This window comes from Aestuariivirga sp., assembly GCF_047602625.1.
Taxonomy (GTDB): Bacteria; Pseudomonadota; Alphaproteobacteria; order Rhizobiales; family Aestuariivirgaceae; genus Aestuariivirga.
The window spans coordinates 2,110,638-2,136,255 of record NZ_JASGGV010000002.1 but is presented as its reverse complement, the minus strand read 5'-3'; the positions used below and the strand labels follow the sequence as shown (position 1 = coordinate 2,136,255).

General features: G+C 56.1%; 24 protein-coding genes. 13 read left to right on the top strand and 11 right to left on the bottom strand.

The window, feature by feature from the left end; translation table 11 throughout:
* Nucleotides 1–113 precede the first annotated feature (113 nt).
* From QM694_RS15585 to QM694_RS15560, 6 genes are all read left to right on the top strand, one after another.
* Nucleotides 114–329, top strand: coding sequence for a helix-turn-helix domain-containing protein (locus QM694_RS15585; RefSeq protein ID WP_415007839.1), 216 nt, complete (start codon nucleotides 114–116; stop codon nucleotides 327–329).
* Between the two features lie 32 nt (nucleotides 330–361).
* Nucleotides 362–1,162 (top strand): hypothetical protein, encoded by an 801-nt coding sequence (locus QM694_RS15580; protein ID WP_415007838.1) that lies wholly within the window; start codon nucleotides 362–364, stop codon nucleotides 1,160–1,162.
* A gap of 249 nt (nucleotides 1,163–1,411) precedes the next feature.
* Nucleotides 1,412–2,113: a hypothetical protein gene (locus QM694_RS15575; protein ID WP_415007837.1), complete on the top strand. Its 702-nt coding sequence runs from the start codon at nucleotides 1,412–1,414 to the stop codon at nucleotides 2,111–2,113.
* 83 nt (nucleotides 2,114–2,196) lie between these two features.
* Complete coding sequence (locus QM694_RS15570; RefSeq protein ID WP_415007836.1) at nucleotides 2,197–3,924, top strand: DUF927 domain-containing protein; 1,728 nt, start codon at nucleotides 2,197–2,199, stop codon at nucleotides 3,922–3,924.
* A 304-nt stretch (nucleotides 3,925–4,228) separates the two neighbouring features.
* On the top strand, nucleotides 4,229–4,516 hold the full coding sequence (locus tag QM694_RS15565) for a hypothetical protein (protein WP_415007835.1): 288 nt from the start codon (nucleotides 4,229–4,231) through the stop codon (nucleotides 4,514–4,516).
* Nucleotides 4,517–4,583: 67 nt separating this feature from the next.
* Nucleotides 4,584–5,231, top strand: a complete 648-nt coding sequence (locus QM694_RS15560; RefSeq protein ID WP_415007834.1) for a thermonuclease family protein — start codon at nucleotides 4,584–4,586, stop codon at nucleotides 5,229–5,231.
* A 221-nt stretch (nucleotides 5,232–5,452) separates the two neighbouring features.
* On the opposite strand, the gene QM694_RS15555 is transcribed toward QM694_RS15560, so the two are convergent.
* Entirely contained in the window at nucleotides 5,453–6,334 is an 882-nt protein-coding gene (locus tag QM694_RS15555) for a LysR substrate-binding domain-containing protein (RefSeq protein WP_415007833.1), read from the bottom strand.
* A gap of 108 nt (nucleotides 6,335–6,442) precedes the next feature.
* On the opposite strand from QM694_RS15555, the gene QM694_RS15550 reads away from it, so the two are divergent.
* The 5 genes from QM694_RS15550 to QM694_RS15530 all read left to right on the top strand — a co-directional run bounded on the left by QM694_RS15550 (nucleotide 6,443) and on the right by QM694_RS15530 (nucleotide 10,695).
* On the top strand, nucleotides 6,443–7,993 hold the full coding sequence (locus tag QM694_RS15550) for an ABC transporter substrate-binding protein (protein ID WP_415007832.1): 1,551 nt from the start codon (nucleotides 6,443–6,445) through the stop codon (nucleotides 7,991–7,993).
* Nucleotides 7,981–8,589, top strand: coding sequence for a dimethylsulfonioproprionate lyase family protein (locus QM694_RS15545; RefSeq protein ID WP_415007831.1), 609 nt, complete (start codon nucleotides 7,981–7,983; stop codon nucleotides 8,587–8,589). Before QM694_RS15550 ends, QM694_RS15545 begins: the two co-directional genes overlap by 13 nt.
* Nucleotides 8,590–9,058: 469 nt before the next feature.
* Entirely contained in the window at nucleotides 9,059–9,859 is an 801-nt protein-coding gene (locus QM694_RS15540; RefSeq protein ID WP_415007830.1) for a hypothetical protein, read from the top strand.
* Nucleotides 9,856–10,200, top strand: a complete 345-nt coding sequence (locus tag QM694_RS15535) for a KTSC domain-containing protein (RefSeq protein WP_415007829.1) — start codon at nucleotides 9,856–9,858, stop codon at nucleotides 10,198–10,200. The genes QM694_RS15540 and QM694_RS15535 overlap by 4 nt, the downstream gene beginning before the upstream one ends.
* A gap of 120 nt (nucleotides 10,201–10,320) precedes the next feature.
* Entirely contained in the window at nucleotides 10,321–10,695 is a 375-nt protein-coding gene (locus QM694_RS15530; protein WP_415007828.1) for a hypothetical protein, read from the top strand.
* A 33-nt stretch (nucleotides 10,696–10,728) separates the two neighbouring features.
* On the opposite strand, the gene QM694_RS15525 is transcribed toward QM694_RS15530, so the two are convergent.
* Genes QM694_RS15525 through QM694_RS15515 form a run of 3 tightly spaced genes read right to left on the bottom strand, consistent with a single transcriptional unit; the run spans nucleotide 10,729 to nucleotide 13,381 of the window.
* On the bottom strand, nucleotides 10,729–11,106 hold the full coding sequence (locus QM694_RS15525; RefSeq protein ID WP_415007827.1) for a hypothetical protein: 378 nt from the start codon (nucleotides 11,104–11,106) through the stop codon (nucleotides 10,729–10,731).
* Nucleotides 11,067–13,184 carry an AAA family ATPase gene (locus tag QM694_RS15520; RefSeq protein WP_415007826.1) on the bottom strand — a complete coding sequence of 706 codons (2,118 nt, stop codon included), beginning with the start codon at nucleotides 13,182–13,184 and terminating at the stop codon, nucleotides 11,067–11,069. Before QM694_RS15520 ends, QM694_RS15525 begins: the two co-directional genes overlap by 40 nt.
* Entirely contained in the window at nucleotides 13,181–13,381 is a 201-nt protein-coding gene (locus QM694_RS15515; protein ID WP_415007825.1) for a hypothetical protein, read from the bottom strand. Before QM694_RS15515 ends, QM694_RS15520 begins: the two co-directional genes overlap by 4 nt.
* Nucleotides 13,382–13,445: 64 nt before the next feature.
* Here QM694_RS15515 and QM694_RS15510 point away from each other — a divergent pair, with 64 nt between their 5' ends.
* A complete protein-coding gene (locus QM694_RS15510; protein ID WP_415007824.1) occupies nucleotides 13,446–16,298 on the top strand; it encodes a UvrD-helicase domain-containing protein in 2,853 nt (950 codons plus the stop codon).
* 168 nt (nucleotides 16,299–16,466) lie between these two features.
* On the opposite strand, the gene QM694_RS15505 is transcribed toward QM694_RS15510, so the two are convergent.
* The 3 genes from QM694_RS15505 to QM694_RS15495 all read right to left on the bottom strand — a co-directional run bounded on the left by QM694_RS15505 (nucleotide 16,467) and on the right by QM694_RS15495 (nucleotide 20,974).
* Complete coding sequence (locus QM694_RS15505; protein ID WP_415007823.1) at nucleotides 16,467–17,177, bottom strand: HAD-IA family hydrolase; 711 nt, start codon at nucleotides 17,175–17,177, stop codon at nucleotides 16,467–16,469.
* An 84-nt stretch (nucleotides 17,178–17,261) separates the two neighbouring features.
* Nucleotides 17,262–18,854 (bottom strand): ABC transporter substrate-binding protein, encoded by a 1,593-nt coding sequence (locus tag QM694_RS15500; RefSeq protein ID WP_415007822.1) that lies wholly within the window; start codon nucleotides 18,852–18,854, stop codon nucleotides 17,262–17,264.
* Nucleotides 18,855–18,934: 80 nt separating this feature from the next.
* Nucleotides 18,935–20,974, bottom strand: a complete 2,040-nt coding sequence (locus QM694_RS15495; RefSeq protein WP_415007821.1) for an FAD-dependent oxidoreductase — start codon at nucleotides 20,972–20,974, stop codon at nucleotides 18,935–18,937.
* A gap of 266 nt (nucleotides 20,975–21,240) precedes the next feature.
* Here QM694_RS15495 and QM694_RS15490 point away from each other — a divergent pair, with 266 nt between their 5' ends.
* A complete protein-coding gene (locus QM694_RS15490) occupies nucleotides 21,241–21,855 on the top strand; it encodes a helix-turn-helix domain-containing protein (protein WP_415007820.1) in 615 nt (204 codons plus the stop codon).
* Between the two features lie 159 nt (nucleotides 21,856–22,014).
* Here the strand turns inward: QM694_RS15490 and QM694_RS15485 are convergent, their stop codons facing one another.
* From QM694_RS15485 to qatB, 4 genes are all read right to left on the bottom strand, one after another.
* Nucleotides 22,015–22,356, bottom strand: a complete 342-nt coding sequence (locus tag QM694_RS15485; RefSeq protein WP_415007819.1) for a hypothetical protein — start codon at nucleotides 22,354–22,356, stop codon at nucleotides 22,015–22,017.
* A 346-nt stretch (nucleotides 22,357–22,702) separates the two neighbouring features.
* On the bottom strand, nucleotides 22,703–23,449 hold the full coding sequence (gene qatD, locus QM694_RS15480; RefSeq protein ID WP_415007818.1) for a Qat anti-phage system TatD family nuclease QatD: 747 nt from the start codon (nucleotides 23,447–23,449) through the stop codon (nucleotides 22,703–22,705).
* Between the two features lie 8 nt (nucleotides 23,450–23,457).
* Complete coding sequence (gene qatC, locus QM694_RS15475; RefSeq protein ID WP_415007817.1) at nucleotides 23,458–24,807, bottom strand: Qat anti-phage system QueC-like protein QatC; 1,350 nt, start codon at nucleotides 24,805–24,807, stop codon at nucleotides 23,458–23,460.
* Nucleotides 24,804–25,355, bottom strand: coding sequence for a Qat anti-phage system associated protein QatB (gene qatB, locus QM694_RS15470; protein ID WP_415007816.1), 552 nt, complete (start codon nucleotides 25,353–25,355; stop codon nucleotides 24,804–24,806). The genes qatC and qatB overlap by 4 nt, the downstream gene beginning before the upstream one ends.
* Between the last annotated feature and the right edge of the window lie 263 nt (nucleotides 25,356–25,618).

Here is a 25,618-nt window from a genome sequence, read left to right as displayed (position 1 = left end):
CTTATTTTTCAATTACTTCGTTGATTGTTTTTTTGAGTAAACGCCAATTCCGAGAATATTTCCAAAAACGGTAACGGGTTAATCTTTTCGCCGCCTCCTCCTAATTGGGGTGAATGGAAGCAACAAGTCATCCCAACCTCATCAGCGTAGCCGCTGCAATTGCGCGGCTGAACTGTGGCCGCACCCGTTTCTACGAAATCGTGAATTCGGGCCAGCTGCCGATGGTCAAGTGCGGCCGCCGCAGCTTTGTGCGTAGCGATGACCTCGATACCTACATCTCTTGCCTGCCACCCTATGTCCCCGTTCGAGTGCGGGCGACGACTGCTTAGTAGACCGCTCAACGCAAACTCGGAGTCACTCTATGCGGCACATTCTTGATTCTTCACCTTTCGGACTTAAAGAGAACAAATGCGCGATGCCGGACATTTCTTCTTCGGCGCCTCATCACACCGCGCCAACCAGCAGTGTCGACATCTTCATCACTAATGTCGGCTCATCCGAATTAGTGGATTCGCCGTCGGAATCAAAAGGTGCGGACGTTCCAAGCTTTTTGGAACGCATGTCCCCAGCGCTTTCCTTTAAAGAAGCGCTCGATGAAGCATGTCAGTGGAACGGTGGTGCCGGCTTGTTCATGGGCTGGCGCGACAAGTTGGCCGGTCCGCTCACCCTCTCATACCGCCTCTTTCTCGCCTTGCTCAATAGTGGCGACGAAGCGATGGCATGCGCTCTCAAGCATTCCTATTTCGCCGAACATCGCAAGCGGCTGCCGAAAATCCCCAATAAGGCTTTGGTGGCCGTGCAACTCGTGGCAAAGCCGTTCGAACGCAGGGACATGGCCGCCTGCTCCGACTATGCGAAATTCCTGTGGGAAGCATTCAATAATGAAATTGAGCCCCACGAATTCGCCGAAAAAATGTCCGGCGTTCCCCTGAAGCCTCGCCAAGCTGCAGGCAAACCGAGCTTGCGCGTCTCGGACCAGCAGATGCTGGAAGTACCTGAACATTCTAAAGCCGCTGCAAATTTCAAAGAGGAGTTCACCGCGGCTCTCTGTGGCGACACGTCGGTACTTTCTCACCATGCCGCCACGCGAGCCCTTGTCGAGATCGCAGCCTCTGCCAAAGGCGTGTGGACCGTCAAGGTCATCGCCAAGCTGAACGACTAGCGACAGCGAGGCGCTGGCTGGCCGTGAGGCCGGCCAGCAAGCCAAAAATACTCACCTTCATGAGGACGTTTTCGTCCCGACCACACTGGGATCAATCCGATGCCTACTTTGACAAGGTCGCCTCTGGCGACTCACGCTTTCGATCCGACTCGGATCTCTTCTCCTAAGCCGAAACACGATCTGGAGAAATGGAATCCTCCATACGGAAGGCATGGATTCGAGACATTTACGAGCTCGCAGAAGCAGGACATGACGCGAGCGCGGCGGCTCAGCAGGTCCAGCGATCCCGACGCACGAGTTCTCGGCAAATGGCTAGACGCCGCCACAAAAGAGGCTCTTTTGCCCATGTCGGTTGCCAGTTCGGTGTATATGCGCACGGCACGCCGCAATTTGCTGGGTGCCCTAATGGCCCGCCTGGAGAAAGACGGCTGGCAAGAATCAAGCATTGTTGCCGTTACGATAATCCACCCGAAGTGGTACTTTCGGGCTGGCGCTCTGCACGAAGCCGATCCCAGGAATATCAAAAAGCAGCTGCAAAACTCCCTCGAGAGGTTTGGCGTTACTGCGGAAGAGGGCATTTTTTGGGCCGCACTCGATGGAGAGTTTGACGGCGACGGCTACCAGCTCCATTTCCATGGAATTGCGACTGGACCCAAAGCCAATCTGATCCGGTGCATGAGTGGCCGTGTGGGTTTTACATCCACTTCGACCATCCAACGGCCCATTGAGTGCAGTAACGTGAGCGACCTTCGCGGCTGGCTGAGTTATAGCCTCAAAAGCTATTGGATAGAGAGACGCCGCTACTTGAATAGCCATGGCAAGCCGCGTCGCACCAGCAAGCGTGCTTTGGGAACGCCGCAAACCCAAGAAGTTTTGATGTGGCTAGCCGCCCAGCATTTGGAGTCCCTCATGATTCATAGCGGCCTTGGATCGAATCCTTGGGGAGCTTGAGGAAAGCCAATTTGTAGCGTGAGGATGGGTTTCTCGTTCGTTCAACCCATTCCAAGGTATCAATCAGCACGGTAGGTGAAAAAATGCCGAATACTATCGGCACGAAAAAGATTAGCTTGGCGCGATCCAAAGGCACTGGGGATTTTGGGGATTCTGGGGAGGCAAAAATCAGCACCAACGCCTCTTTTCCGCAAGTCATCGCGGGTATCGTGGACCAGTTCAATCGGCACTGGTTCAAGATCGGCCATGGACCCCATGAATGCTGGCTGAACACTCTTGATTTGGCGCAAAATGGTCACATCGCGACAAGGAAGCTCGAGAGTGCCGGCATTATTCAAATCATGCCCCGGTCACTTCGTAAACTTGCACAGCAAGCTGAGGGATGGTCCCAGTTCGGTAGCGGATTCGTTATGGACCGAGCTGGATGGTACCATGGCTCTTACCTGCACGGCGGCGGGATGCTGATTACCGCCGGGCAAGCTGTAGAGCAGCCGATTATCGTGATGAATGCCGCCGCCAAGTTTGCTTCCAGCGGCAGTCACACTGACTGGAAAATGGCTTTTACGCCATTTCTCAAGGGGCAAGACGTTCTGTTAGTTGCCCTTGGTTATGGCCTTCTTGGCCCTCTTCTCGATGTGATTCATGGCACGTCATTGGCAATCGCAAACCCGATTGCCGAATGGTGTGGAGCCTCATCGACTGGAAAGACTACAGGCGTCATCAAATTGCCGGGCTCGTTGTGGGGTTATAGCCATGGCAGCGAGATCGGCTTTGGAGAGACTTGGCATGCCACCGCCGGCGGCATCTCATTGCTGATCGAGCATCACAATTGCGGTTTCCTCGGCCTTGACGAGGCGCACCTTGCGAGTGACGAAGTGCGCCAGCGCGCGAAAATTATAGCGAATGCTGTTCACATCATTGAGAAAGGAAAGCCGAAGACGACACAAATTACTGGCGTTGTTGATCGAGCCCATGATGTGGTTTGCGTCAGCACCAGCAATGATGCTCTCAGGGCGTATTTAGATGGCACCGCCGAGAGCAAAGACTCCGTGGTGGCACGCTTGGTGACGTTCAATGTTCCCAAACGCCCACATGGCATTCTCAAGATTGTTCCCGACGGCTACACGTCATCAGGCGAGGCAGTCGATGCGATCAATCGTGCTGTCACGGCATACTACGGCGCTTCATCGATCTACTATCTTCGGCAGCTGGTTGAAATGCGCAAAAATGATCACCAGCGCTTGTTGGGGATTCTCGAGAGGAGGCAATTTGAGCTGCTTCGCCGGCTCGGCATCGACCCCAATGACGGCATAGCCTATCGCCGCGCCAAGCCTTACGCCTTGGCATATGCGGCGACCCATCTTGGGCGGCTATGGGGAGTTTTGCCGAAGAAGGGTGAGGTGGGAAGCTACCTCAAGGCTTTTGAGGATGTATGGGAATGGACGAAGCCGCAATCAGCCGGAAAGCGCTTGACGCCTTCAGATGCGTTGCGCGCCTACGTTGCCCAGCATCGTAGAAAATTCCAGCAGGCATCCGCTGAGATCAAGCTTTCAGATGCCGAATTTGAGGCTTGCCCAGGCTTTCTTCACTCCAGCAGGAAAGGGAAGGAGTTGCTTATTGCTCCAACTCGCTTCCAAAAAGCACTGGGGTTCACAAAGGCCGAGACGGTTGAGCTCAAGCGAATGGGGGTGTTAATTGGGGAGGCTGGAAAGGTGGAGAGAATCGACACAAAGCGCCTCGTGAGGCGGAAGCCCAGAGGAGTTGGCGGAGCGGACCGCGTGATCGTGCTTCGATTGGAAATGATGGAATAAGGCGCTGGAGCTTATTTTTACGCGAGCCTCTTCGGTTGGCCGGCCGAGTTTTTCAGTGCCGGCCATGATCTTGCGTCGCCGCGGTTTCGATTCTTGTTTTTTTGGCGGCTCACGTGGCATTTGGGCACTAATGCCACATTGGCGCGGCAACCATTTTTTCGGTTTTTCCCGATAGGCGCCGCCACGGCCCCAGTTTCGATACCCGCTATATTGCGTGCTCGGCAATCAGCCGGTTCTTAACCGTGGTCATGTATGCAGTTTCCTCAAAACCCGATCACATGTCACACGAGAGGCTGGTGAGGCCATGCCGTTCAATACCACTAAGGGCACTCGAGCAACGGCGATCATTCTTTTTGCCGCAGTCATGCTGCATCCCGCGCTGGCGTGGGCTCACTGCGATGACGACACGATAGATGTTGTTTCTCCTAACGGCGATCTGGTTATTCTGTATTCCGGCGAGACGTACAACGTCGATTCAGGCGATGAGGTCACAGCGGCTGGTTGGATGGAAAATGAGGATGTGCTGGTGTGCGGCGACGTGATGATCAATAGGGATGAGTCAGGTGAGCGCGTCGGTATCTCGCCCCACTAGAGCCAAAACTCACACAGCAGCTGCATTGAGTGTTCATTTGGTTTCCTCCCTAGACTTGGGCCGGTCCGTGGCCTTCCTTGCCGCCCTCGCGCTGGCGGCCATCCCCGCCCATTCCGAAACCGTCTCAGGCCCAGCCTATGTGATCGACGGTGACACGCTCGACGTGTCCGGGGTCAGAGTCAGGCTCTATGGCATCGACGCCGCCGAATCCCGGCAGCGCTGCGTTGCGCCCGGCCGGAAATTTGTCAGGCCTGGTGATCAGGCCATTGCCCAGATCGGGCGCATGGCAAAGGGTGGCATTGCCTGCCAAGGCTCGGAACACGACCAATACGGGCGGCTGCTAGCGGTCTGCGTTACGGCGCAGGGCGAGGACATCAACCGGGCGCTGGTGCGGCAGGGTTTCGCCTGGGCCTTCGTGAGATACTCCACCACCTATCTCGCGGAACAGAAGCAGGCGCAGGCCGAAGGGCTGGGCATCTGGCAAATGGCCTGTGATACGCCATGGGACTTCCGGGAGAAGCGCTGGGAAGCCACGGCGCAGAAGGCGGTGGAGGGCTGTCCCATCAAGGGCAACATCTCCGGCAACGGGCGCATCTATCACATGCCATGGGACCGGTTTTACGCCAGCACCAAGATCGACACGTCGAAGGGCGAGCGCTGGTTCTGCAACGAGGCGGAGGCGCAGGCCGCTGGCTGGCGGAGGGCAAGGCAATGAAGCCAATGCCAGATCCTTGAGAAACTTGCGATTGAGTCGTCTCGCTGTCGGGATGCAGTCGGCTTGTGTTTCCCAAACCGTTTGAAAGATAATTCACGCTGTGTGAAGCTGAAAAGCGTACATCTTCGTTAAACGATTTGCATGAGCGTGCCGTTGTGTTTGCCGAGGTGGATACTCATTCCGACCGCACCTGAGCAGTAGCGTAGCATGTTTAAGTGGTATTAAGCAGCGATCTGGTCCTTTAGCCATTTACGAAAGGCAATGACGCTCTTGTCGAACTTCCTTGCGTTGGAATAGGCAAGATACCATTGCCCCAATTGCGGTACCGTCCGCCCAAATGGGGTGACCAACAATCCCGCCGTAATGTCGTCACGAACGATGAAATCAGGCACGACGAGGACTCCAAGGCCTTGTCGAGCGGCTTCGACCGCGAGTACCAGACTATCGAATTGCAACGTATTGGCAAATGTGATCCCAGCACACCGATTGTGCTGCTGCCAGATTTCCCAGTCCAGTGGTGCGCCCGGTACTTCAATTTTCGTACATTTCGAAAGGGCAGAACGCGATAGTGGTGCCGAAGCTAAAGCCTTACTGCAGACCAAGACTAGGCCGGCTCTCAGAATGGCAGCATACTCAACTCCATCACGTTTTGGACTGATCGTATAAATAAAGCCCAAATCCGCGTGATTGGGATCGAAATCCCAGTCCATGATCGTGGTGTCGAGGCGGACTTCAATGTGTGGGAATGCATCTCTGAAGTCCGCCAGCCTGGACACGAGCCAACGTACCGCAATTGTTATGTAGACCTGTAGTCGAAGCGTTTGGGGGCGCGTGCCATCGGCCATGACCAATGACTTCCCCTGTTCAATGCTATTGAAGGCTGCAGTGATGTAAGGTTTGAGTGTCTCACCATCGTGAGTAAGCAGTAGGCCTTGGGGTGTTCTCTGAAACAACCTCGTCCCAAGAGCTTCTTCCATTCCTGCGATTTGATGACTGACTGCAGACGGGGTTAAGGCCAGTTCCCCAGCAGCAGCCGTGAAGCTCAGCAGTCGTGCTGCGCTTTCGAACACTCGGAAGCCGGATAGGCTTACATTTCTTTTCATGGCACTCCCCAATGCTTGTGATTTTGATTCATAGCAGTATGAGAAACCATACTTTGACCGTAACCGCAAACAGCAGAACAGTCGGAACACAACGTAGGGGAGGATGACATGAAGCGTTCCAATGGTTTGTCGCGCAGGGGCATGCTGCAAGCGAGCATTGGAGCGGCACTTATGGCCGTAGGTTCAAAACCCGGTCGTGCAGCGACACCAAAGCGGGGCGGAACACTCAGGGCAGGTCTTTCGCATGGCTCGACCACAGACGTGACCGACCCAGCGAAATGCTCGAACGGGTTCACCCAAACTTTAGGCTATGCGTTGTTCAACGGACTGACGGAGGCGGGACCAGACGGCAACCTAGTTCCAGCTCTCGCGGAAACATGGGAAGCCAGACCTGGCGCCGACACGTGGCACTTCGCGCTACGCAAGGACGTCACGTTTCATAATGGAAAGACACTGACATCCGAGGACGTAATTGCATCGATGAATCGCCACAGAGGCGATGGCAGTTCCTCGGGAGCAAAAGGCATTTTGTCGAACATCAAGGATATTCAGGCAGACGGAGAACATAATGTGGTGTTCGCCCTTAACTCGCCGAGCGCCGACTTTCCATTTATTCTGTCCGATTTTCATCTGGGGATATTGCCCGCGAAAGACGGTGCAGTTGACCCTGCTTCTACTGTCGGCACTGGCAGCTATGAATTGGCTGAATTTAACCCAGGTGTAAAGGCAGTGTTAAGGCGTAGTGGATCGCATTGGCGTAGTGACCGAGGGTTTTTCTCGGATGTTGAATTGCTGACCATTGCCGATTCCACGGCCCGCACGAACGCCTTATTGGCCGGCGAGATCGACGTCATGAATAGCTGCGATCTTAAAACCATCGACTATCTAAAAGCAAATGCCGCAATCGCAGTAGAGGAAACCCAAGGCACGCAGCACTATTGCTTTGCCATGCAGACCGATCAGGCGCCGTTCAAGGACAACAATGTGCGGCTGGCGCTGAAATATGCAATTGATCGCCAGGAACTCGTTCAAAAAATTCTAGGCGGCTTTGGCTACGAAGGAAACGATCATCCCATTGGGCGATCAAATCGCTATTTCGCAAAGTCTCTTGAACAACGGACCTATGATCCTGATCGAGCGCGTCACTATTTGAAACAAGCGGGGCTTGAAAACCTTCGGGTTTCACTGAGCGTAGCCAACGCAGCATTTGAAGGGGCGATCGACTCAGGGTTACTCTATTCAGCGAGCGCAAAGAAGGCAGGTATCGATTTGAATGTCGTTCGCGAGCCCGATGATGGCTATTGGTCCAATGTATGGCTTAAGAAGCCATGGGCAGCCTCTTATTGGGGAGGCAGACCGACTGAAGATTGGATGTTTTCAACAGCCTATGCTGCTGGCGTCCCTTGGAATGAAACGCACTGGGACAATGCCGCGTTCAATCGGCTTTTGCTAGCCGCGCGCGGAGAGCTTGACGACGCCAAGCGCCGCGACATGTACGTTGAAATGCAGCGGCTGGTAAGCGATGACGGAGGTGCATTGATCCCCATGTTTGCCAGCTATGTCTTCGCGCGCAATAATCAGGTCGAACGCCCGGAGGTGATCGCCGCAGATTGGGAGTTGGATGGTTTGCGTTTCTTCGAGCGTTGGTGGTTTGCCTGACAGCCGTGGAATTATCGCAGCTTGTGGAACGCGCTTGCCTTGGGTTGGCGTCATTGTTCGAGGACACAGGTGATGAACGCTGTGCTGCCGCAATAGCCTGTTTGCGGAGTCCAGTTCAGGAACAGTGCATTCCAGCTGGCGAATGCCCTCCTCTTGCCCACGCATTGTGCGAAGCGTTAGTTGCCATGCCGACAAGCTTGCGTCACGAAAGCCTTGCCGCCGTAGCCAAAACAACGCTATGGCGAACCGGCAGCGTTGAATTTCCGACCCAGTTTGTCGGTCAGTCGGCAGTTCTAGAGATCATTGGCCCGCACGGCCTTGCGGTGACGAAAGCAGTCCGCGGCGGCCTCTTTCTTCAATCTCGGGATAGCTACTATCCTCCGCACTCACATTCCGCCGAGGAATTCTACGTCGTGCTGAGTGGTAACGCGAAATGGCAGAAAGGCAATGATCCTTTCCAAGAAAAGCTACCCGGCGCGCTGATACATCATTCTCCGGGGATCGCGCATGCAATGCAAACTGGCAAGGTACCGTTGCTTGCCGCTTGGATTTGGATGGGAGAAGATCTATCCTATGACTCCTACAGACTAGATTAGCCGGAAACATGCGGATTTGTCTCGGAAGTGGCGGCTTCAGGCCACGGCCTTGAGGCGGTCGGCTATTGAGGGAAGGCTAGGGAGGAATTCATTGATGCGGGCATGTGGATGCCCATCCAAAGTGAGCGTCATGCGGAATTGCATCGCATAGAGATACACAGCTTGGGCAGAGTTTAGAGTGGCCAGGGTCTGGCAATTTAAAAGTGGCGTCGGAGCTTCGCGCCGAACGAACGCGGGTCAAACGCGCCGTCAAAGCCTCCGATGCGACGATGATTTGTGCCTGAGGTGGCTGACCTGACTCAGAAACCGCCCTCAGAGCCTTTTCCCGGCTTGGCCGCTGTGATGGGACTCCGGAACGGCAAAACCCCGCCAGCGGCCTTCCTTGAGTCAGGAAAGGCATTCCCCGGCAGGCCCGCCTTGGGATAGGCTGGCGCTCCAGGCGATTCAGCCGCCGCTCTTGGAGGTTCCCATGCTCAAGCACATCGTCTCCCTGGCCGGCACTGGCCTCATCGCCCTGATGCTGGCTGGCCCAGCCCATGCCCTGACGCAGGCGGAGTGCAGCACGAAGTATCAGGCCGCCAAAGAGGCGAACAAGCTCAAGGGCATGTCGTGGAACGATTTCAGGAAGGCCCAGTGCGGTGACGATGCTGCGGCGGCTCCTGCGGCCACCACAAAGACGACGAAGCCTGCTGCCGGGGATGCTGACGCCGCCAGCCTTTCTCCTGCCCAATGCAGCGCCAAATACCAGAAGGCCAAGGATGCCGATGCGCTGCAAGGCGCGACATGGAACGAGTTCCGCAAAGACCAGTGCGGCCCAGGCGCGTCTGTGGCGTTCACCCCGCCCAAGAAGGCCAAGGCCGCCAACACCAAGGCCGATGACGGCAAGGCCCTCCCAATGGCAGCTTGCAGCGAGAAGTACCAGGCCGCAAAGGCCAATAACACGCTCAAGGGCAAGACGTGGAACGAGTTTCGGAAAGCCAGTTGCGGTGCTGGCGCTGATGACGACGACAGCGTGCCATCCATGGACGAGGCCAGCTACACCAACGACCCCGATGTGCCGGTGACCAAGGCCCCGCGCGGCGTCACCTTCCCGAAGGTCGTCTCCCGAAAGTTCTCCAGCGAGACGCCCGGTAAGCAGCGCCTCCACACCTGCCTTGCTTCTTACTACGACAACAAGGACGCCAACACGCTGAACGGGTTGAAGTGGATTCAGAAGGGCGGCGGTTATTACAGCCTGTGCAACCAGCGCCTCAAGGCGGCAGGGGCGTGAAGCTTTGGCACACCATTGGGGGGCTGGCTCTCGCATTCATCGCCACGTCGGCCTCCGCCGAAACCGTGACGGTCAAATATCGAGGGCCTGTTCCGCTCGACAGCTTCCAATGCCGTGACACGGAGAGCAGCTTCGTTGAGCGTGTATGTTACGACGCGGCGCAGCAGTACATGGTGATCCGGCTCAAGGGCACCTATTACCACTATTGCGAGATCGACGAGGCAACGGTGGCTGGCCTGCTGGCTGCCCCCTCGACCGGCAAGTTTTTCAACGCCCATATCAAGGGCAGCGGAGCCGACGGGCCGTTCGACTGCCGCACGCATCGCGTTCCCAGCTATTGATGCAATCTCATGAAACTCAGTGACCTTCCTCCTTCAAAGCCGGTCATTCTGGAATGCGATTGGTGCCGGATGTCCCACACAGTCACCCGGCAAGACATTGTTCCCCGAGGCGGTGACGACATGGAGGTTGAAGCCGCTCTCCTGATGATGGCCTGCCCCTCTTGTCAGACCACCGGCCTTCTCAGGCGCAGACCGGAGCGTAAATGGGCCACGGTGAGCCTGCCGCAATTCAACCTCTTCAAGGCGTGGCGGCGGCAGAAGGTGAAGCCACCGGCCCAAATGACCCTTGGCGATCTGTTTCAGGACCGTCTCATGGTGGTGACGGATTGCGATGCGTGCGGCGTGCGGGCCTATCTTACGCCGGAAAGCTTGCACCTGCTCCCCAATGTTGAGCTAGGCGCGATGGAACGGTTTTATTGCTGCCCGCACTGCAACAACACCAATGGTGAGGGCAGGCCGAAGTTCATGGTTCGGCATAGTGGGATTTTGACATAATCCTCGACATGTACGCGACAAGTTTTTGTGTATCTAACCGTCTTTCTGCAAAAGATTTAAATTCAGAGTGCCGCATCCGCAACGTAATGCCTCTTTCTTGCCGCGGTTGGGGGTAACGAAATACATCTCGTTGCAGCCGTCGCACGCAAAAGTTTCGGTGAATGATCGGAATGCGGTCACCACAGGAGCGAAATCCTCCTTCTTGAGATCTGCCCATTCGTTGAAGTGAACCGCCGTGTTGATCTGCCAGTTCTCGTATCCAGTTTTGACCTTCGCTTCACTGAACGCGATCTCAATCGCGGCGATCTGCGCAACGACGTCCTTTTGATTCCAAGAAACGGCAGCGGCCTTGGCCTTCTTTAGCAACTCACCTAGAGAGCTGGTTGCGTTTGGAAGAAGATCGCCAAGCATGAATTGGGCATCGCCTCGGAATTCGACATTGGCACGCAAGCGATCACATGCCTCCTTGGCGAAATGCTCGAGATAGTGGCGCAGGAGAGCAGCAGCGGCGCGAATATCGTTTTTTCGAGGTGTTCTTCGAGCTCGGCCCAGACGTCCCGATCATCCCACTCGGTAGGTCCGAAATCCACGGTCCAGGTCCGGAAGTGGGCAAAGTTGCGGCCTTTGATGAGGCCCTCCGACTTCATGTGGCGAAGCCATATCTCGTCGTGGGTCGTGAAGATGAATTGCGTGTTCGGGAACATCTCCTTGAGGAGTGTGCAGACTTGACGCCGGTGCCCTGCGTCGACCGACATCAACACGTCGTCGAGGACGGCGAACGTGAAATTTTCACCGAGCAGATGATTCATCAGCGCGAGGTAGAGGCATAGACCCATTCCATCCTGATGGCCCTCACTGTGGTATGCGCTTGGCGGAAAGTGGCCTCGACCATAGAAGTCTACATCGAAACCGAGTTTGCCGATCGAGGGTATCAGCTTTGCGGTAAATGCTTTCTCATCTTCCTCGTTAATCTTGCGATAGTAGCTTGCGAAGGCGGCTTCGACATTCTTGTATATCCTTTCAAGGGCGGTCGTCGTTACGTTGCCATAGCTTGTGAAGACCTTAGTGGCGCGATCCGCGCGGATCTTGCCGGCGGCGAATTTCAGCTGTGCGGTCCGGTAAATCTCCAGACGCTCCTGTGCAAGGACCAAAAAATCGCGCGCCGCATCTTGCTTGGTGGGTTCGGGTATTGCGGCAATTGCAGCGGCAAGCGCGGCCAGCGAAGGTTCTATGTCAGGAACCTTGTGCGCAGCGGCCAGAACTGCACGCGTATCGTCGAGCGGCAAGAACTTTTTAAGTTGCTGATATTGTCCCCGAAGGACCGTTCTAAACTCGGCGAGCCCGGTAATATCAATTTTCGGCGAGAACATGCCGCCATGGTCAATCATGGTGTTCAATGCTGTGCCGGCGGCATGGAGAGCGTCAAGAATCGGCTTCAGTTCATCTTCGAGGGCAGCACGTCGTTTGCTGATATCTTCGAGATGCTCCAGTTTTCCAGCGAGGTGGTCTGTGAAGGCGTCAGGTTCGAACGGCGTATCGCAGACCGGGCATGCTGCTCCGTCATACAGCTCCAGTGCCGACTTTAGTAGAGATTCGCGGGAGAGGCCATTGAGGCTTTCGGAATCCTTGCCCAGCTCGACAGCATTGGCGTCGGCGCTTGAGCATGCTTGCTGAAATGGGCTGGCTTGGAGCGCTTGGACGGCTTCGCGCAATGTCGTTAGGTCGGCGGCAGCCTGCGCCTTCGGCACGCGGCCAGGTGAGTTGGCGGCGGTCGTAGTCAGGCCATCCTTCACCGAGGTGTTGGGCTCCAAGTCGGCCAAGGGTGGCAGACCGAGCAACTCACGATGCGGATTGACTGCATCGAGGACGGATTTCTTGGTGAGTTGCGCGGTGTCGAGTGCGGCCAGAAGATTGGTGATAGCGTCCTTTTCTGCGCGCTCAAACCCTGGGAGATCTTTGGTGCACGCGTTGGCGATCTTCTGTAGCACACCCCGCAGTTTCTCGATGTCGTCGAGACGCAGCAGTGATTGGACCTCTTTCGAACGTTGGCCGGGTTCGGAGAGGACGTATCGGATCAACTCGCGGCGCGAAAGGACGAACTCTGGGTGAAGGTTGACGCTCTCGAATGCGGCGATGACAGGCTTATCGGCAGGTTTGATGTCCGGGGCGCTTGCCGATTTCACGGTCCGGCGGATCTGAGCCTTCTTGTTACCGAGAGAGGGGATGGTTACGTCAAGCGTGACCGAGGCTGCCTCAGGCTTATTGCGGCTATCGACATGCGGGCCATGTGCCTTGACAGAGAGCCCTCCAGTGCCCGCACCGGCCAAGCGTGAGATGTTGCCGGTTAAAGCGAACTCGATTGCATCCACGATGCCACTCTTGCCGGTCCCGTTTGGTCCGCAAGCGGCAAAGTTCTGACCCTTGAGATCAAGGGTCAGCTCCCGGATGCCGCGAAACTCCCTTATGTGAATCTTGTCGATCCGGATCATAATGCGTCCGGGAACAGCACGGCGCGGATCGCAGGCTCTGCGAAAATTCCGTCTTCAAGAACAACCTTTTGGAGCCCCGACGCGATTTCACCGAACCCTTCTTCCTTTTCCAAGAAGCTAAAGAATTCCCCAAGAATCGTGGCGGCTACCGACTTCATTTTTGCAGGCGGCTGCGATTGGTCTTCGAAGGTATTCAAGTTGTTTCCTCCAAAGGACGAGAATGACAGGAAAGCTTATTCGTGTCACCGCTGCATGGCAATAATGTTAACTTACTATTATTCTAGTCCAAAGATATTCGTATTTTTTGAAGGCAAAACCATTTTCGGCATGGCGACGGGCATTTTCGACTATAGCGCTGTTAGCAATAGCGCCGAACCACATGCTGGTGTCCAAACTTACCGGCCGGTGTGGCTTTTTCGGATATTTGGGCTGGCGCCGTGGGAACTTGAGATCGGCCGGTCAGGAATTCACGCCGGACTGCACAAGTGGTCCTATGAGACACTTCGGCAATGCGATGTGACTGAGCATTGGCTGTGGAACACCGTCTCTCTCGGCCCCTCGCCAACCGTCACCCTTCGCGGCGTCCCCAAACATGCTGCCGGTTTGATTTACGCCGCAGTCTTGCTGGCAAAGCCCATTCATGCCGCTCACCGGCTGATCGAAGAGCTGTTATCGTGCGACAGATATGTTTCGGAACGCGAACGCCAATGCCTCGTTGAGGAGCTCAGCACCCACGTCTACTGGCGTGAAGACGATCCCTACGCGCTCCAGCTCAAACACATTCCATCGCTGGAACAGCAATACCGCCGCATTCTGCGTTTTATCGACGGCGACAGGCAAGAACTGGATGAGCGCAACAAGCGCTTTGTCGAAGCCGAACTTCACGCGTGGTGCGGCTGGTTTGACCGCGTGGAAAAGACGCCGCTGACCGACGAGCAAGCGCGGGCCTGCATCGTCATGGAGGACCGCAATTTGCTGGTTGCGGCGGCCGGATCCGGGAAAACGTCGACGATTGTCGCCAAGGCCGCCTACGCCATAGGCAAACAATATTGCCGTCCAGACCAAATGTTGCTGCTGACCTTCAATCGCAGCATTTCAACTGAGATCAAAGAGCGGCTGAACGCTCGGGCATCGGCTCTTGGCTTGCCGGCCGATGTCACGGTGGCGACCTTTCATTCCTTTGGCTACGGACAAGTCAAACAGCTGGATCGCAGCGCCAGGCTCGCGTCGTGGGCTGGGGCCGACGCCAAGGCAATCGAACATCTCAAACATCTCGCCAGCCGCCTTCGCGCCGGAGATTCGTCATTTTCCCTTGCCCTTGCCGAGTTTTCCGCGATCTGGGCCGAGAGCGATCAAGCCCAAGACAATCATATTCTTGCCGCCGCCGCCTCCAAGAGCCTCGAAGAGGCAATGCGAAAGCTCGTTGCGCGGCAAGTTTCCCGCGACGCCGTGCCTCTATATACAACGCTGGCTGGCGTCACGGTGCGGTCCCTCCAAGAGCTGCGCATATGCAATTGGCTGACGCTGATGGGCGTCGATTTTGAATATGAGCGCGCCTTTCCTTCCCAGCATGTGCCAAATGACTGGAAATCGGGATACCGGCCAGATTTCTACTATCCGGCCATTGACTGCTGGCATGAGCACTTTGGCCTCAACAAGCTTGGAAAGGCGCCGCCGTGGATGTCGGCAAAGGCTGGCAGTCGGCAGCGTACATATGAGGAAGAGGTCGCGAACAAGCGAGCTGTGCTCGCCAAAAGCGGTGCCGATTGGTTTGAGACAACAAGTGCTGATTTCGACGAGGGAACGTGGGAGGCCAAGCTTCACGGTGAACTGAAGACCAGAGGCATGGAACCGGCGTTCATCGGCTGGGACCGCCTAGCCCAGCAATATCAGCAACTGGACAAGGTCAGCGGCGATGTCATTCGGCTTGTCTTGACATGTATCGGTCACGCAAAATCCAACCGCCTGTCTCCTGACGACGTGGAAAACATGCTGGCCTCAATCGGCAATGGTCGTGCGAAGGCGTTTCTCAAGGTCTTTTTGCCGCTCTATCGCGCCTATGAAGATGATTTGCGCGAACATCGCCAGCTCGACTATGAAGACATGGTGATGATGGCAACTGACGCTTTTTTGGAGGGAAGCCTCACCCACCCCTACAAGCTGATTTTGGTCGACGAGTTTCAAGACGTCAGCAACAGCCGCGCGGCGTTAATTGCCGCCATGCTGGCCCAGTCGCCAGAGGCTAGGCTGTTTGGCGTTGGTGACGATTGGCAGTCGATCTACCGCTTCGCTGGCGCCGACATAACAGCCATGACCCATTTTGGCGAAAGGTTCGGCTTCACAGCCACAAACTGGCTGTCGCGAACGTTTCGCAGCAATCAAGCCATCACCGATGCAGCATCGCAGTTTGTCATGAAAAACCCAGCCCAGCTGCGCAAGACAGTAAAAGCGCGGACGCAGGGCACAAGTGACTCGATAGAAGTCATCTTCCACGCTGATGACGGCATGGAGTTTCTCGCGCGCGAACTTGAGGCCTTGGCCGAATATGCCAGGGAAAAAAATCAAAAACTCTCGGTTTTCTTGCTCGGTCGCTATAATTTCTTGAAGCCGACTGCGATGGACGGCTGGAGCCATCGTTTCTCCGAATTTCTCGAACTGTCCTACATGACCATTCACAAGTCAAAGGGGCTCGAGGCCGATATTGTGTTTTTGATCGGCGCGACTGACAAAAAAGGCCGCGATTTCCCTTCCACCGTGCAAGATGACCCTTTGCTGGGGCTGTTCATGCCGGAACCAGATGCGATGCCGTGGGCCGAGGAGAGGCGGCTGTTTTACGTCGTTCTCACGCGTGCGCGCAGCAAAGTCTACATTATGGCGGCCGAGGGCCATGTTTCGCCGTTTGTCGCAGAATTGCTGGCTTCGAAGGACGTGAGCTGTTCATCGTTTAGCGGCGGTCAAAAGACCGAGGTAAAAGACCCAGCCGCGCATTTGCGCTCACGCCTTTGCCCAAGATGCGAAAAAGGAACTGTAGAGCGGCGTGTGAGCAAATATGGGCCGTTTGAAGTTTGTGAAAAAAGCTGCGGCTACAAACGCAATTTGCCGCGTCCAACGTGAACGGCTCGGCGGCTGCGGTTTTGCAGAAAAGGCAAGCAGCCCATCAGTAATATATGGGACTATGTTCCTTGTGTGCGATATGGCAAAAGACATGAACTGGCACATTCTCATCCAATAGGCTCTAATTCCCCTATTCATTTGAGCTACTTCCCACATCGAATCTCGGCCTCAATGCACGCCCCATTCCGCGTCCACGGCGTCGGCGAGATGCTTTAGCGTTGGGAAGTGATAGTGAGGTTGGGTCAGCACTTTCGGGGCGGGCGTTCCGCCAAACCCCTGCTGACCCATGCGCCGCTCGATCCAGCATACGGTATAGCCTTCCGCCTTCGCCACGCCTATGTCGTGATGCTGGCTTTGGGCGACATGAAGCATTTCCGATTGTTTGAATCCGTGAACCGACTGGCGGCCGCGATTAAAGGCAAAGAAGCGTGGATCTGGCTTGGCGCAGCCCGCTTCATCGCATGTCACACTGTCGTGGAAGGGATTTCCAAGCGTTTCGGCATAGGCCGAAAACATCGGCCGGTCGACGTTGGTCATCGCCACCAGCTTGTAGCGCCTGCGCAAGCGCGCCAAAGCGTCCGCTGAGTCGGCAAACGCAGGATGACGGAAGATGGCGAGCTGAAAGGCGTCAGCAGTGGCTTCATCGTTTATGAACCCGCACTCCGAGGCCAGATGGTGATAAACATCCTTCATCGCCACCGACGCACGCCCATGAAACCTGTCCCGGCCGCGCTTGTAAGGTTCGAAGATTTCGTCATCGCTGGCCTTCGCAGCTTTTGGGCCGCCGAGTCGCCTGATCGCGTTGAGCACGCCCGTTTCAAAATCGATGAGGGTGCCGACCACATCGAATGACATCACTTTGAAATCAGTTAGCTTCATCTCGCCCGGCCTTTGCGGAAAAGAAGTTCAATTTGTGCGAATGCGCGCGGCGGCGGCCGATATGCCGCCGCCCGCCGTTGTATATCAGGCAAACCACCAGCGATGATAGGCGCGGCCGCCGTCGAGCTGCCATTCTGACGACAGTTTCTTTCCGTGCTGCACACGCTGGTTCCTGGCACTCAGGAAATTCTGGAAAAAGGCCAAGATCGTGCCACCGTCGTCATGGCACAACCGCTGCATCTCGCCGTACATTTCCGCGCGCTTCTTCTCGTCAAGCTCGCCTTTTGCAGCAATCAGCAATTGCTGGAATCTCTCATTGTGCCAGCGAGTCGAATTCCACGGCGCGCCGTCGCGGTAGAATGTCGAGAAGACCATGTCGGGCGTTGCGCGCTGGCCATAGTTCGATCCGACGAAGGCCTTCTTGAGCCAGACATTTGCCCAATAGGAATCCGTCGGCTCACGCACGACATCAATGTTGATGCCGGCCTTGGCCGCGCTTTGCTGGTAGATGTTCCCCATATCCACAGCGCCGGGATAGACGGCATCGCTCAATGAAAGCTGCACGGAAAGATTTTCCGCGCCTGCCTTCTTGAGGTGAAAGCGCGCCTTGTCGGGATCATATTCGCGCTGCGGAATTTCGGCGTAGTAGGGAATGTTGGGTGCAATGGGCTGGTCGTTGCCTAGCGTGCCGTGGCCGAATGGAATTTTGTCGAGCGCCGAGCGGCGGTCGAAAGCATATTTCAACGCGAGGCGGACATCCGCATTATCGAATGGCTTTGCCTCGCAATTCATGTCCATGGTGACTTGCGTGCCGCTCGGCACCTCATCTATTAAGATTGAGGGCGCGCCCTCCAACATGCTGAGAATCTTGGGGTCGGGATCAGCGATTGTGTCAACCACATCGCTTAAAAGACTGTTGATGCGCGCCGTGACATCGTTGATGCCGAGTAGATGAACCTCATCGAAGTATGTTTCACGATGATATTTTTCATTGCGCACAAAACTTGCCTGAACACCTGCCTCAAACTTGGTCAGCTTGTACGGGCCGGCGCCGATCCCAGAGAGCGCGTCGACATTGCCAGAACCGTCTTCCGGCATGATGGCTAGATGGTAGTCCGCGAGGATTGACGGCAAATCAGCGGTGCCGACCTTTGTCTTAATCACCACAACGCCCTTGCCATCTGCCGACACGGTCTCGATATCGCTGAGCAGTCCTTTGGCTCCCGACTTAGAATTCGGGCCCAGATGATGATTGAGCGATGCCACGACATCGGCTGACGTAAGCGATTTTCCGTTGTGGAATTCCTGCCCTTGAACCAGTGTGAAACGCCATGTTTTGGCATCGGGAGAAGCCTCCCAAGAGGCAGCTGAATCAGGGCCGATTTTGTTGTCGGGCGTCACTTCTGTGAGGTAGGTTCGGCAGATGTGCGGGAGCTGGATGGAATAGGCTCCGGATGCCTGTGCAGGGTCGAGCGTGTCGGAGGTATTCGAATTGCCGATAGCGACGCGGAACGTGCCGCCCTTTTTGGGAGTTTCAGCTTGGACGGCAGCGCTCCAAAATGCAGAGGCACCAGAAGCGCTCACGCCAAGCGCCAGCGCGCTTTGCATGAATTGACGGCGTGACATTGAGCTCGACTGGTTTTGCGCCAGCAGACGGGAGAGTTCGGGGTGGGACATAGACCTTCCTCCTGGTTGATGTGGCATTTTCTTGTTGTTGGCGAAGATCAGGCCGCCGAGCGGCACAGATTTCGCGGGTATCAGAAATCTTTGCACAAGCGCAGGGAGTCGTAGATGGCAGCGTGGATATTGCGGCTGGCCACCGCATCGCCCACTCGGAACAACATGAACTTTCCGGAGCTGTTGGCGCTCAATTTCTGGGGCTCGCCATTCAGCAGCGCCTGTTGATCGGTCACACCGTCATTTCGTGATCGTGCCCGCATGCTGGTAAACACTTCGTCGGCGGGAATCGTGCCGTGCTCGACAATGACGTGATCGGCAATGCGCTCGATGTCCGGGCCGCCGTACTCATTGCTGAAAGTAACCTTGAGCTTGTTACCATGGCGCTCGATGCGGCTTAGCCGTGAGTCGGGTGTGATGGTTACACCTTTGCGGTAGAAATGTTCGAGAAAGATCGAGAAGTTCTGCGTTCCCATATCCGAGGCCGCAGCACGGTCTGGGGTCACATACTCAACCTTAGCACCATGTTTTCCCGCCAGATGGTCGGCGCAGGAGGGGGCGGAAGGCTGGCCATTGTCGTCATAGACCAGAATATCGCCTGTGAGAGCTGGTCCTGTAAGAGCATCCCAGACACTGATTGCAAGCTCTCCGCCGGGAACAAAGTCCATATCGGGAATTCCGCCTGTTGCGGCTATCACGATATCTGGGTTTTCGGCCTCGATCTCATTGTCGCTGGCCATAGTGTTCCAGCGGATATCGACGCCGAGCTCCTCCAGTTGCTGTGCATACCAGTCCACGATGCTGATAAGATCGCGCCTCCAGCCAGCAAGTGCTGCGATCTGGAGCTGACCTCCCAGTTTTCCCGAGGCTTCGAACATCGTGACATGATGACCCCGTGACGCGCACACCCTGGCGGCTTCCATGCCCGCAGGCCCTCCGCCCACCACGACAATCTTCCGCACCGCGCCGGCAGTCTTCGGGATTACGTGCGGCATGGTTGCCTCGCGCCCGGTCGCAGCGTTGTGCAGGCACAATGCGTCATAGCCCTGGGAGACCCGGTCGAGGCAGTAGCTGGCGCCTACGCAGGGGCGGATGGAATGTTCTTTCTTCTCGGTAATTTTGCGGACGATGTGGGGATCGGCAATATGCGCGCGTGTCATGCCGACTAGATCAAGAATGCCTTCCGTGATCGCATGCCTGGCCGTGGCGATTTCGGCGATGCGGCAGGCATGGATCAGCGGCAGCTTGATGTATTTTCGGAACTCCTGAACCTGCCCCAGCCATGGCGCCAAGGGCGCCCACATGCCTGGAATATGCTTGGCAAGCGCATAGTGAGTGTCGATGTGACCGAAGTTGACAGTCATATAGTCGACAAAGCGGGACTCCTCGATAATCTGCGCGGCTTCAATGCCTTCTGAAAGACCAAAGCCCTCCACCCAATCTTCGGTGGCACCCAACCTGATGCCGATAATGGATTTGCTGCCAACGGCCTGCCGCACTTCCTCCAGAAGCTCTAGCGTAAACCGCAACCTGTTGCGCAGGGAGCCACCATATTCGTCGGTCCTAAAATTCGTGGCCGGAGATAGGAACTGTTCAGGCAAATGCCCATGCGAGAGAATTTCCGTGCCGTCGAGGCCGCCTTGCTGGCAGCGCAGAGCGGCGGCGGCATAGGCCTTTATCACCCGCTTTATGTCGTGACGGTCCATCTCGCGCGGAAAGGCCCGGTGCGCTGGTTCCTTCACCCGTGACGGGGCGATCACGGGAAGCCAGTTGCCGGCATTCCAAGTGGTGCGGCGGCCCAGATGCGAAATCTGGCAGATGATGCCGCAATCGTGCCGGTGTATCCGCTCGGAGAATTGCTGAAAATATGGAATGATGTCGTCCGTGCTGACATCGATCTGGCCAAAAACCGAAGGCGTATCGGGTGCAACAAACGATGATCCGCCGAACATCGTCATGCCGATGCCGCCCTTGGCCTTTTCCTCGTGATAGAGTTGATAGCGAAGTTTGGGCATGCCGTTCTCGGCATAGGCGGGAGCATGTGGTGTGCTGACCACTCGGTTCTTCAGGGTGAGATGCCTGATCTGAAGAGGCTGAAGCAGGGGGTCTTTAGAGCCCACAGGATTGCCTTTCTGAAATCTCAGCGAAATGGGTCGATTTGGGCCAAAAGGCAAAATTTCTGTCCCTAACGGCCAGATGTGCGTTGCTCTGCATCATTTCCATCACCTGGAAAATCTGTTGCCTTTATTGAGCGGGGCCATAATGTTTCCTACACGTTTCCTTATGTGAAACATTTAGTCAACCACTTTTTCACTCCAGCTTTCGCGGCGAAGTGTTTTTGGCTAGATGCGGTGCAAGAGTATGTTTTGAAGGATACGCAAGACTGATGGATTTCGCGGGCATAGGTGGAAGCCTCGGCGCAAGCTTGCGCGAGGTTCGGAAGGCTGCGGGTATCACACTCGAAGCGGCAGCACGCCAAGCGGAGCTCAGCAAGGGTTACCTTTCGAAGGTTGAATCCGGCCAGGCAATCCCCTCCGGGCGCGTAATTGTGCGTTTGACTACCGTCTACGGCGTGCCTCTCTCTGACATATTTATCGCTGACAAGCAGAAGCGGCCGATTTCGCTCGTGCGGGCCAGTGAGCGGATACCGATCAATCGCACGGGCACCGAGGTCGGATATAGCTATGAGATGGGATCGCGGGCAAAACTCAATCCGCGCGCTGAAATCTATTTTCTCACACTTCCTGTTCTGGATGACGAAGCGTCACCAAGGTTCCGCCATGCGGGAGAAGAAATCATTCATGTTCTCCAGGGGCGGGTGCGCTTCGTCTATGGCGGCATCGATCTGGTGCTTGGCGAGGGAGACTGCATTCAGTTCGATTCAGGCGTCGAGCACTATGCAATGGCGGAAGGCGGCGAAGTTGCGCGAGTGTTTATTGTCAATATTCCTGACCGGTTGGAAACCCAAGGGCAAACAATGCAAAGTTTTGCCGGGAAATGAAAACACAATCGGCAACCCGCTTGCTGACTGTCGCGATGATGAATAGGGCAACAATATAGGCAGACCTGGACGAAAATCCCCGAAACTTAGCTTCGTAAATTCAGCGCAACCTCGGTAGAAACGAAATGGCCGCTCAGTCCTTTGGACCATGCTTTCGCCTTACCGAACTTTTCTCGGCCACGACGGACTGTTTATAGGGATCTTATATTTAGCGCGCAGACCGGGGTGAGGCATGGCACTCGCTTCTTGCGTCTCGTTGAAATAGACGGCGTGCGGTTTGCTTGCGCTTGAGTTCAAGAAGCTATCAAGCCGCTCAATTGCTTTGGCCCGGACCTCTTTCTTCCCCTGCACCGCCACGCTGCCGGTCGTCGCCCACCAAGTTATGACCGCCCCTTGAGGCATGCGATATCGAACCCCTTGTGGGAATTCATCAGATGAACCGTTTGGAAAGGCTTCGACAAACAGTTTTTCCAGTTTGTTTTTTGGGCCATTGAATTTCATCGGCGTTCTCCGTGTGAGAGTTGCGCCGATACTTTACAAGATGCAATTTCTTCACTTGCGGCTCGAGCGCCGCGCTACCGAAGTCACGGTGTCAGCTTTTCGGTTTGAAGAGCCGGCGCTTCTGGCCCTGCCCCTTCGAAGAGACATGGCAATTCATGCGCTGATGTGGCTTTTGTCCAATAATGCCATATGTGCGGCATGCATGCTTATGTCAGAGCTGCACGCACTGATCACACGATCAACTCGACTACCATGGAGATAAAATAAATCGATTCTCTCGCCCGTCACGGCCTCACAGAGTTGATCAATGTGAGGCTACATCTGAGCCAAATCGTCAGCTCTAATATCATTGCGCGTGTAACGTTTTCAAATTGTGAATGACTTGGGCTGATATGATTTCTGGCAGCATACCGTGGAGACGAGCCAAACCATTCGCGGCAATCCATACATCGCTTGGTATCGTAGGACGGGCACCAGTCTGTGTGAATGGGCCGTCTGTTTCAGTCAGAATGCGATTCAACGGCATCGTCCGGATTATAGCTGCGCGCTTTTCATTGGCCAGCATCTCCGCGTTAATGGAAAAATAGCAACCGAGGTCCGCTGCTCTCCTGGCCTCCGTTGCAGTTCCGGTGAACCAATGAAGCACTACGCGCCCTCGCTGGGGCGGCATGTATTGCTCGATCATATCGAGCACGACCTTCGTAGCTCTGACGCTATGCGTCGTGACAATCTTGTTCCCCGCTGCCGCGCAGAGCGTCAGCACGCGGGCGAAAATGTCCTTTTGGATCTCAAACGACCTGTAGAATCGTGGGCTGGCGTCCAGCCCGACCTCCCCCACATAACGGGTTCGCGGGAGCAGTTCTTCCCATAGCCCGATCTCATGAGCACGTTCGGCGACCAGTTGAGGATGCAAGCCAAGAGCTGCCCGAACATGACGGGTGGCTGACGCCAGTTCGTGGTTCCTTGGCCAAGCCTTAGGCGTGGTCGTAACGGTGAGAGTAAATACACCGTCACGTTCGCAACGCTCTACTGCGGCTACGTGGTCATGGTAGAGGTCAAGGTGACAATGAAAATCTACTAGGCCCGATAACATAGAGCCTCCTACGCTGGTGCAGCGCGAACGCCAGTCAGCAAATGCCCAACCTCCGTCAATCCACGACGATAGACATCGGCGAGAGCATCATGCCGTGAAGGATCATCATAAAGTGGACCCGGCTTGTGAATCAGGGCCTTCGCAAGTTCCGGTCGCTTCGAGAGCCGCTCTATTGCGATCTGGAAGGATCGCACCTGCTGACCTTCGGCCTGCTTGGTGTCCAATGTCGCGGCTTTCAGGTCGGGCACACCATAAGCTGTCGAATTATTGCCTCGTAGAGAGGATCGCCGAATCAGACACGGCAGACAGTAGCCGCAATGTCCCTGTGGCTTCTTGGTCCAACGTCCTTTCGTCGGTGACGAACACGACAGCGACAGCGGGGCAAGTTGCTTCAGCAGAGTTGAATTGGCGCACTCAGCGACCATCTCCCCCTTGGTCTTGTCCCAATAGGGGTTTTCAACCTTCCCGCTTATGCCGAGCGCGTGGAGTAAATCGTTCCATCTGGCCATATAGAAAGGATGGGTCGTCCGTGTGCTGAGCGCGCCGAGGTGGAGTCGATCGAGTGGGACATTGAGGGCGATCAAGCCGTTCTCCGGAACCTTGAGCACGAAGTCGCGGCCAAGCGCTGTGCCGGCGGCGATGCCCAGAGAGAAGAATAGGAACGAGCGGCCGCGCGTCGTGTCCTCCGATCCAACATCCTCAACCAGTCCGCTATCGAAGTTCATCCACACGCGCAATCGATCAAACGCGGATGCCTTGAAAGCAACTTTCAACCCGTCGAAGCACTGTTCCTGCGATTTGCTCACCAGCCCCTCGCCCGCATGGCTGACCAAAAGCGGTGTCTTGCCAGCGCTCAAGCTGTCGATCGCCCCGATTAGACTATCCAAACCACCGGAGAACAGGCTCACGCCATCGAACGGGACTGGAATGAGTTCGGGCGCTGCGGGGGGGACCAGTTTCGCGTAGCTCTTGGCCCGTTTGCGGAAGCCGACATCCCATTTGTCACCTGTAAGGAAGTTCAAGGCGCGAACCAAGATCGGCGCAGCGGCGGCCCATCGCGCCGGATCGCTCACGGGAACTACCAGTCGAATTTCGCGTGTCCATGCGTCCTGCGATTCAGTCGAGCGCGAGATTCGGGTGTCCGCTGCATGAACGTGGGCCGCGACCACGAGTATGTCCGCGCCGATCTCGTTTGGGGTCAGGTGCAGCGCCTTGAGGTCGGCCAAAGCGCGACCAATCCCATGATCGAGGCGCTTGCCCGCCACCAACTGCAAGGTCGATACAACCTCATCACGCGCCTTGGGAATACGGGTCTTATCGTCCTCTCCGAAACGGCCAATGATGACATGGCGCCTCATTTCACTGCCTCCCCATCGCCCATCTTCTGCAATACGTCGAAGGCGGACTGATAGACGTCGGTGACAAAGCCCATCACCGCATCGGGAGCCAGTGACTGGATGTTGACGCCCGCAGCGTTGATGGCGTCGCTGACGCCACGTTGGATGAAATCACGCAGTTGCGCCTGAACCCTCTCGGCCGCGCGCGGATCGGCAGGCAAGGTCACAACCTTGGTGCCGATGTCGTTGCAGATGCGCGCCTCGATTGCGTGCGTCGCATACAACTCGAAGACTGTCTGAATCTGGCCCGGTGTCAGCGCGTCGATGTCCGTGATGCCGGCTCCAGCGAGATCGGCGATTGTCTCGACAAAGGCGTCGCGCGCAATACCTTCATCAATCGAGCCGCCTTCGGGGCAAATGTAGTCGGCGAGTCCCGCGAACACTTCTTCGATCGGCCGTCCTGCTAGACTTTCAAGGTTGAGCGTCCGCAGGGCTTCACGAACGCCATTGGCGCTGGCGTCGTTGAGAAATCTGACGAGTCCGGCACCTGCGCCCCGCGATGAACCCATGCGCTGCGCAGCCTGACGCGAGCCGCCCGCAGACTTCGACACATATTGCGAGACCGCGCGACCGAGAACTCCTGTGGTCGCTGCCGCCGGAACTTGCGAAGCGCGTGAAATTGGTTCGGGCAGATGTGAATCGCTCCGACGCTCCTGCCAACGCGGCCGGACGGGGCGCTGGCGCGGGAGGAACTGCTGGGGGCTTTTCGGCGGGAGACGGGGGCTGTGCCCCATCACCATCACCCGCGCCTACGCCCGCACCGGCCCCACCA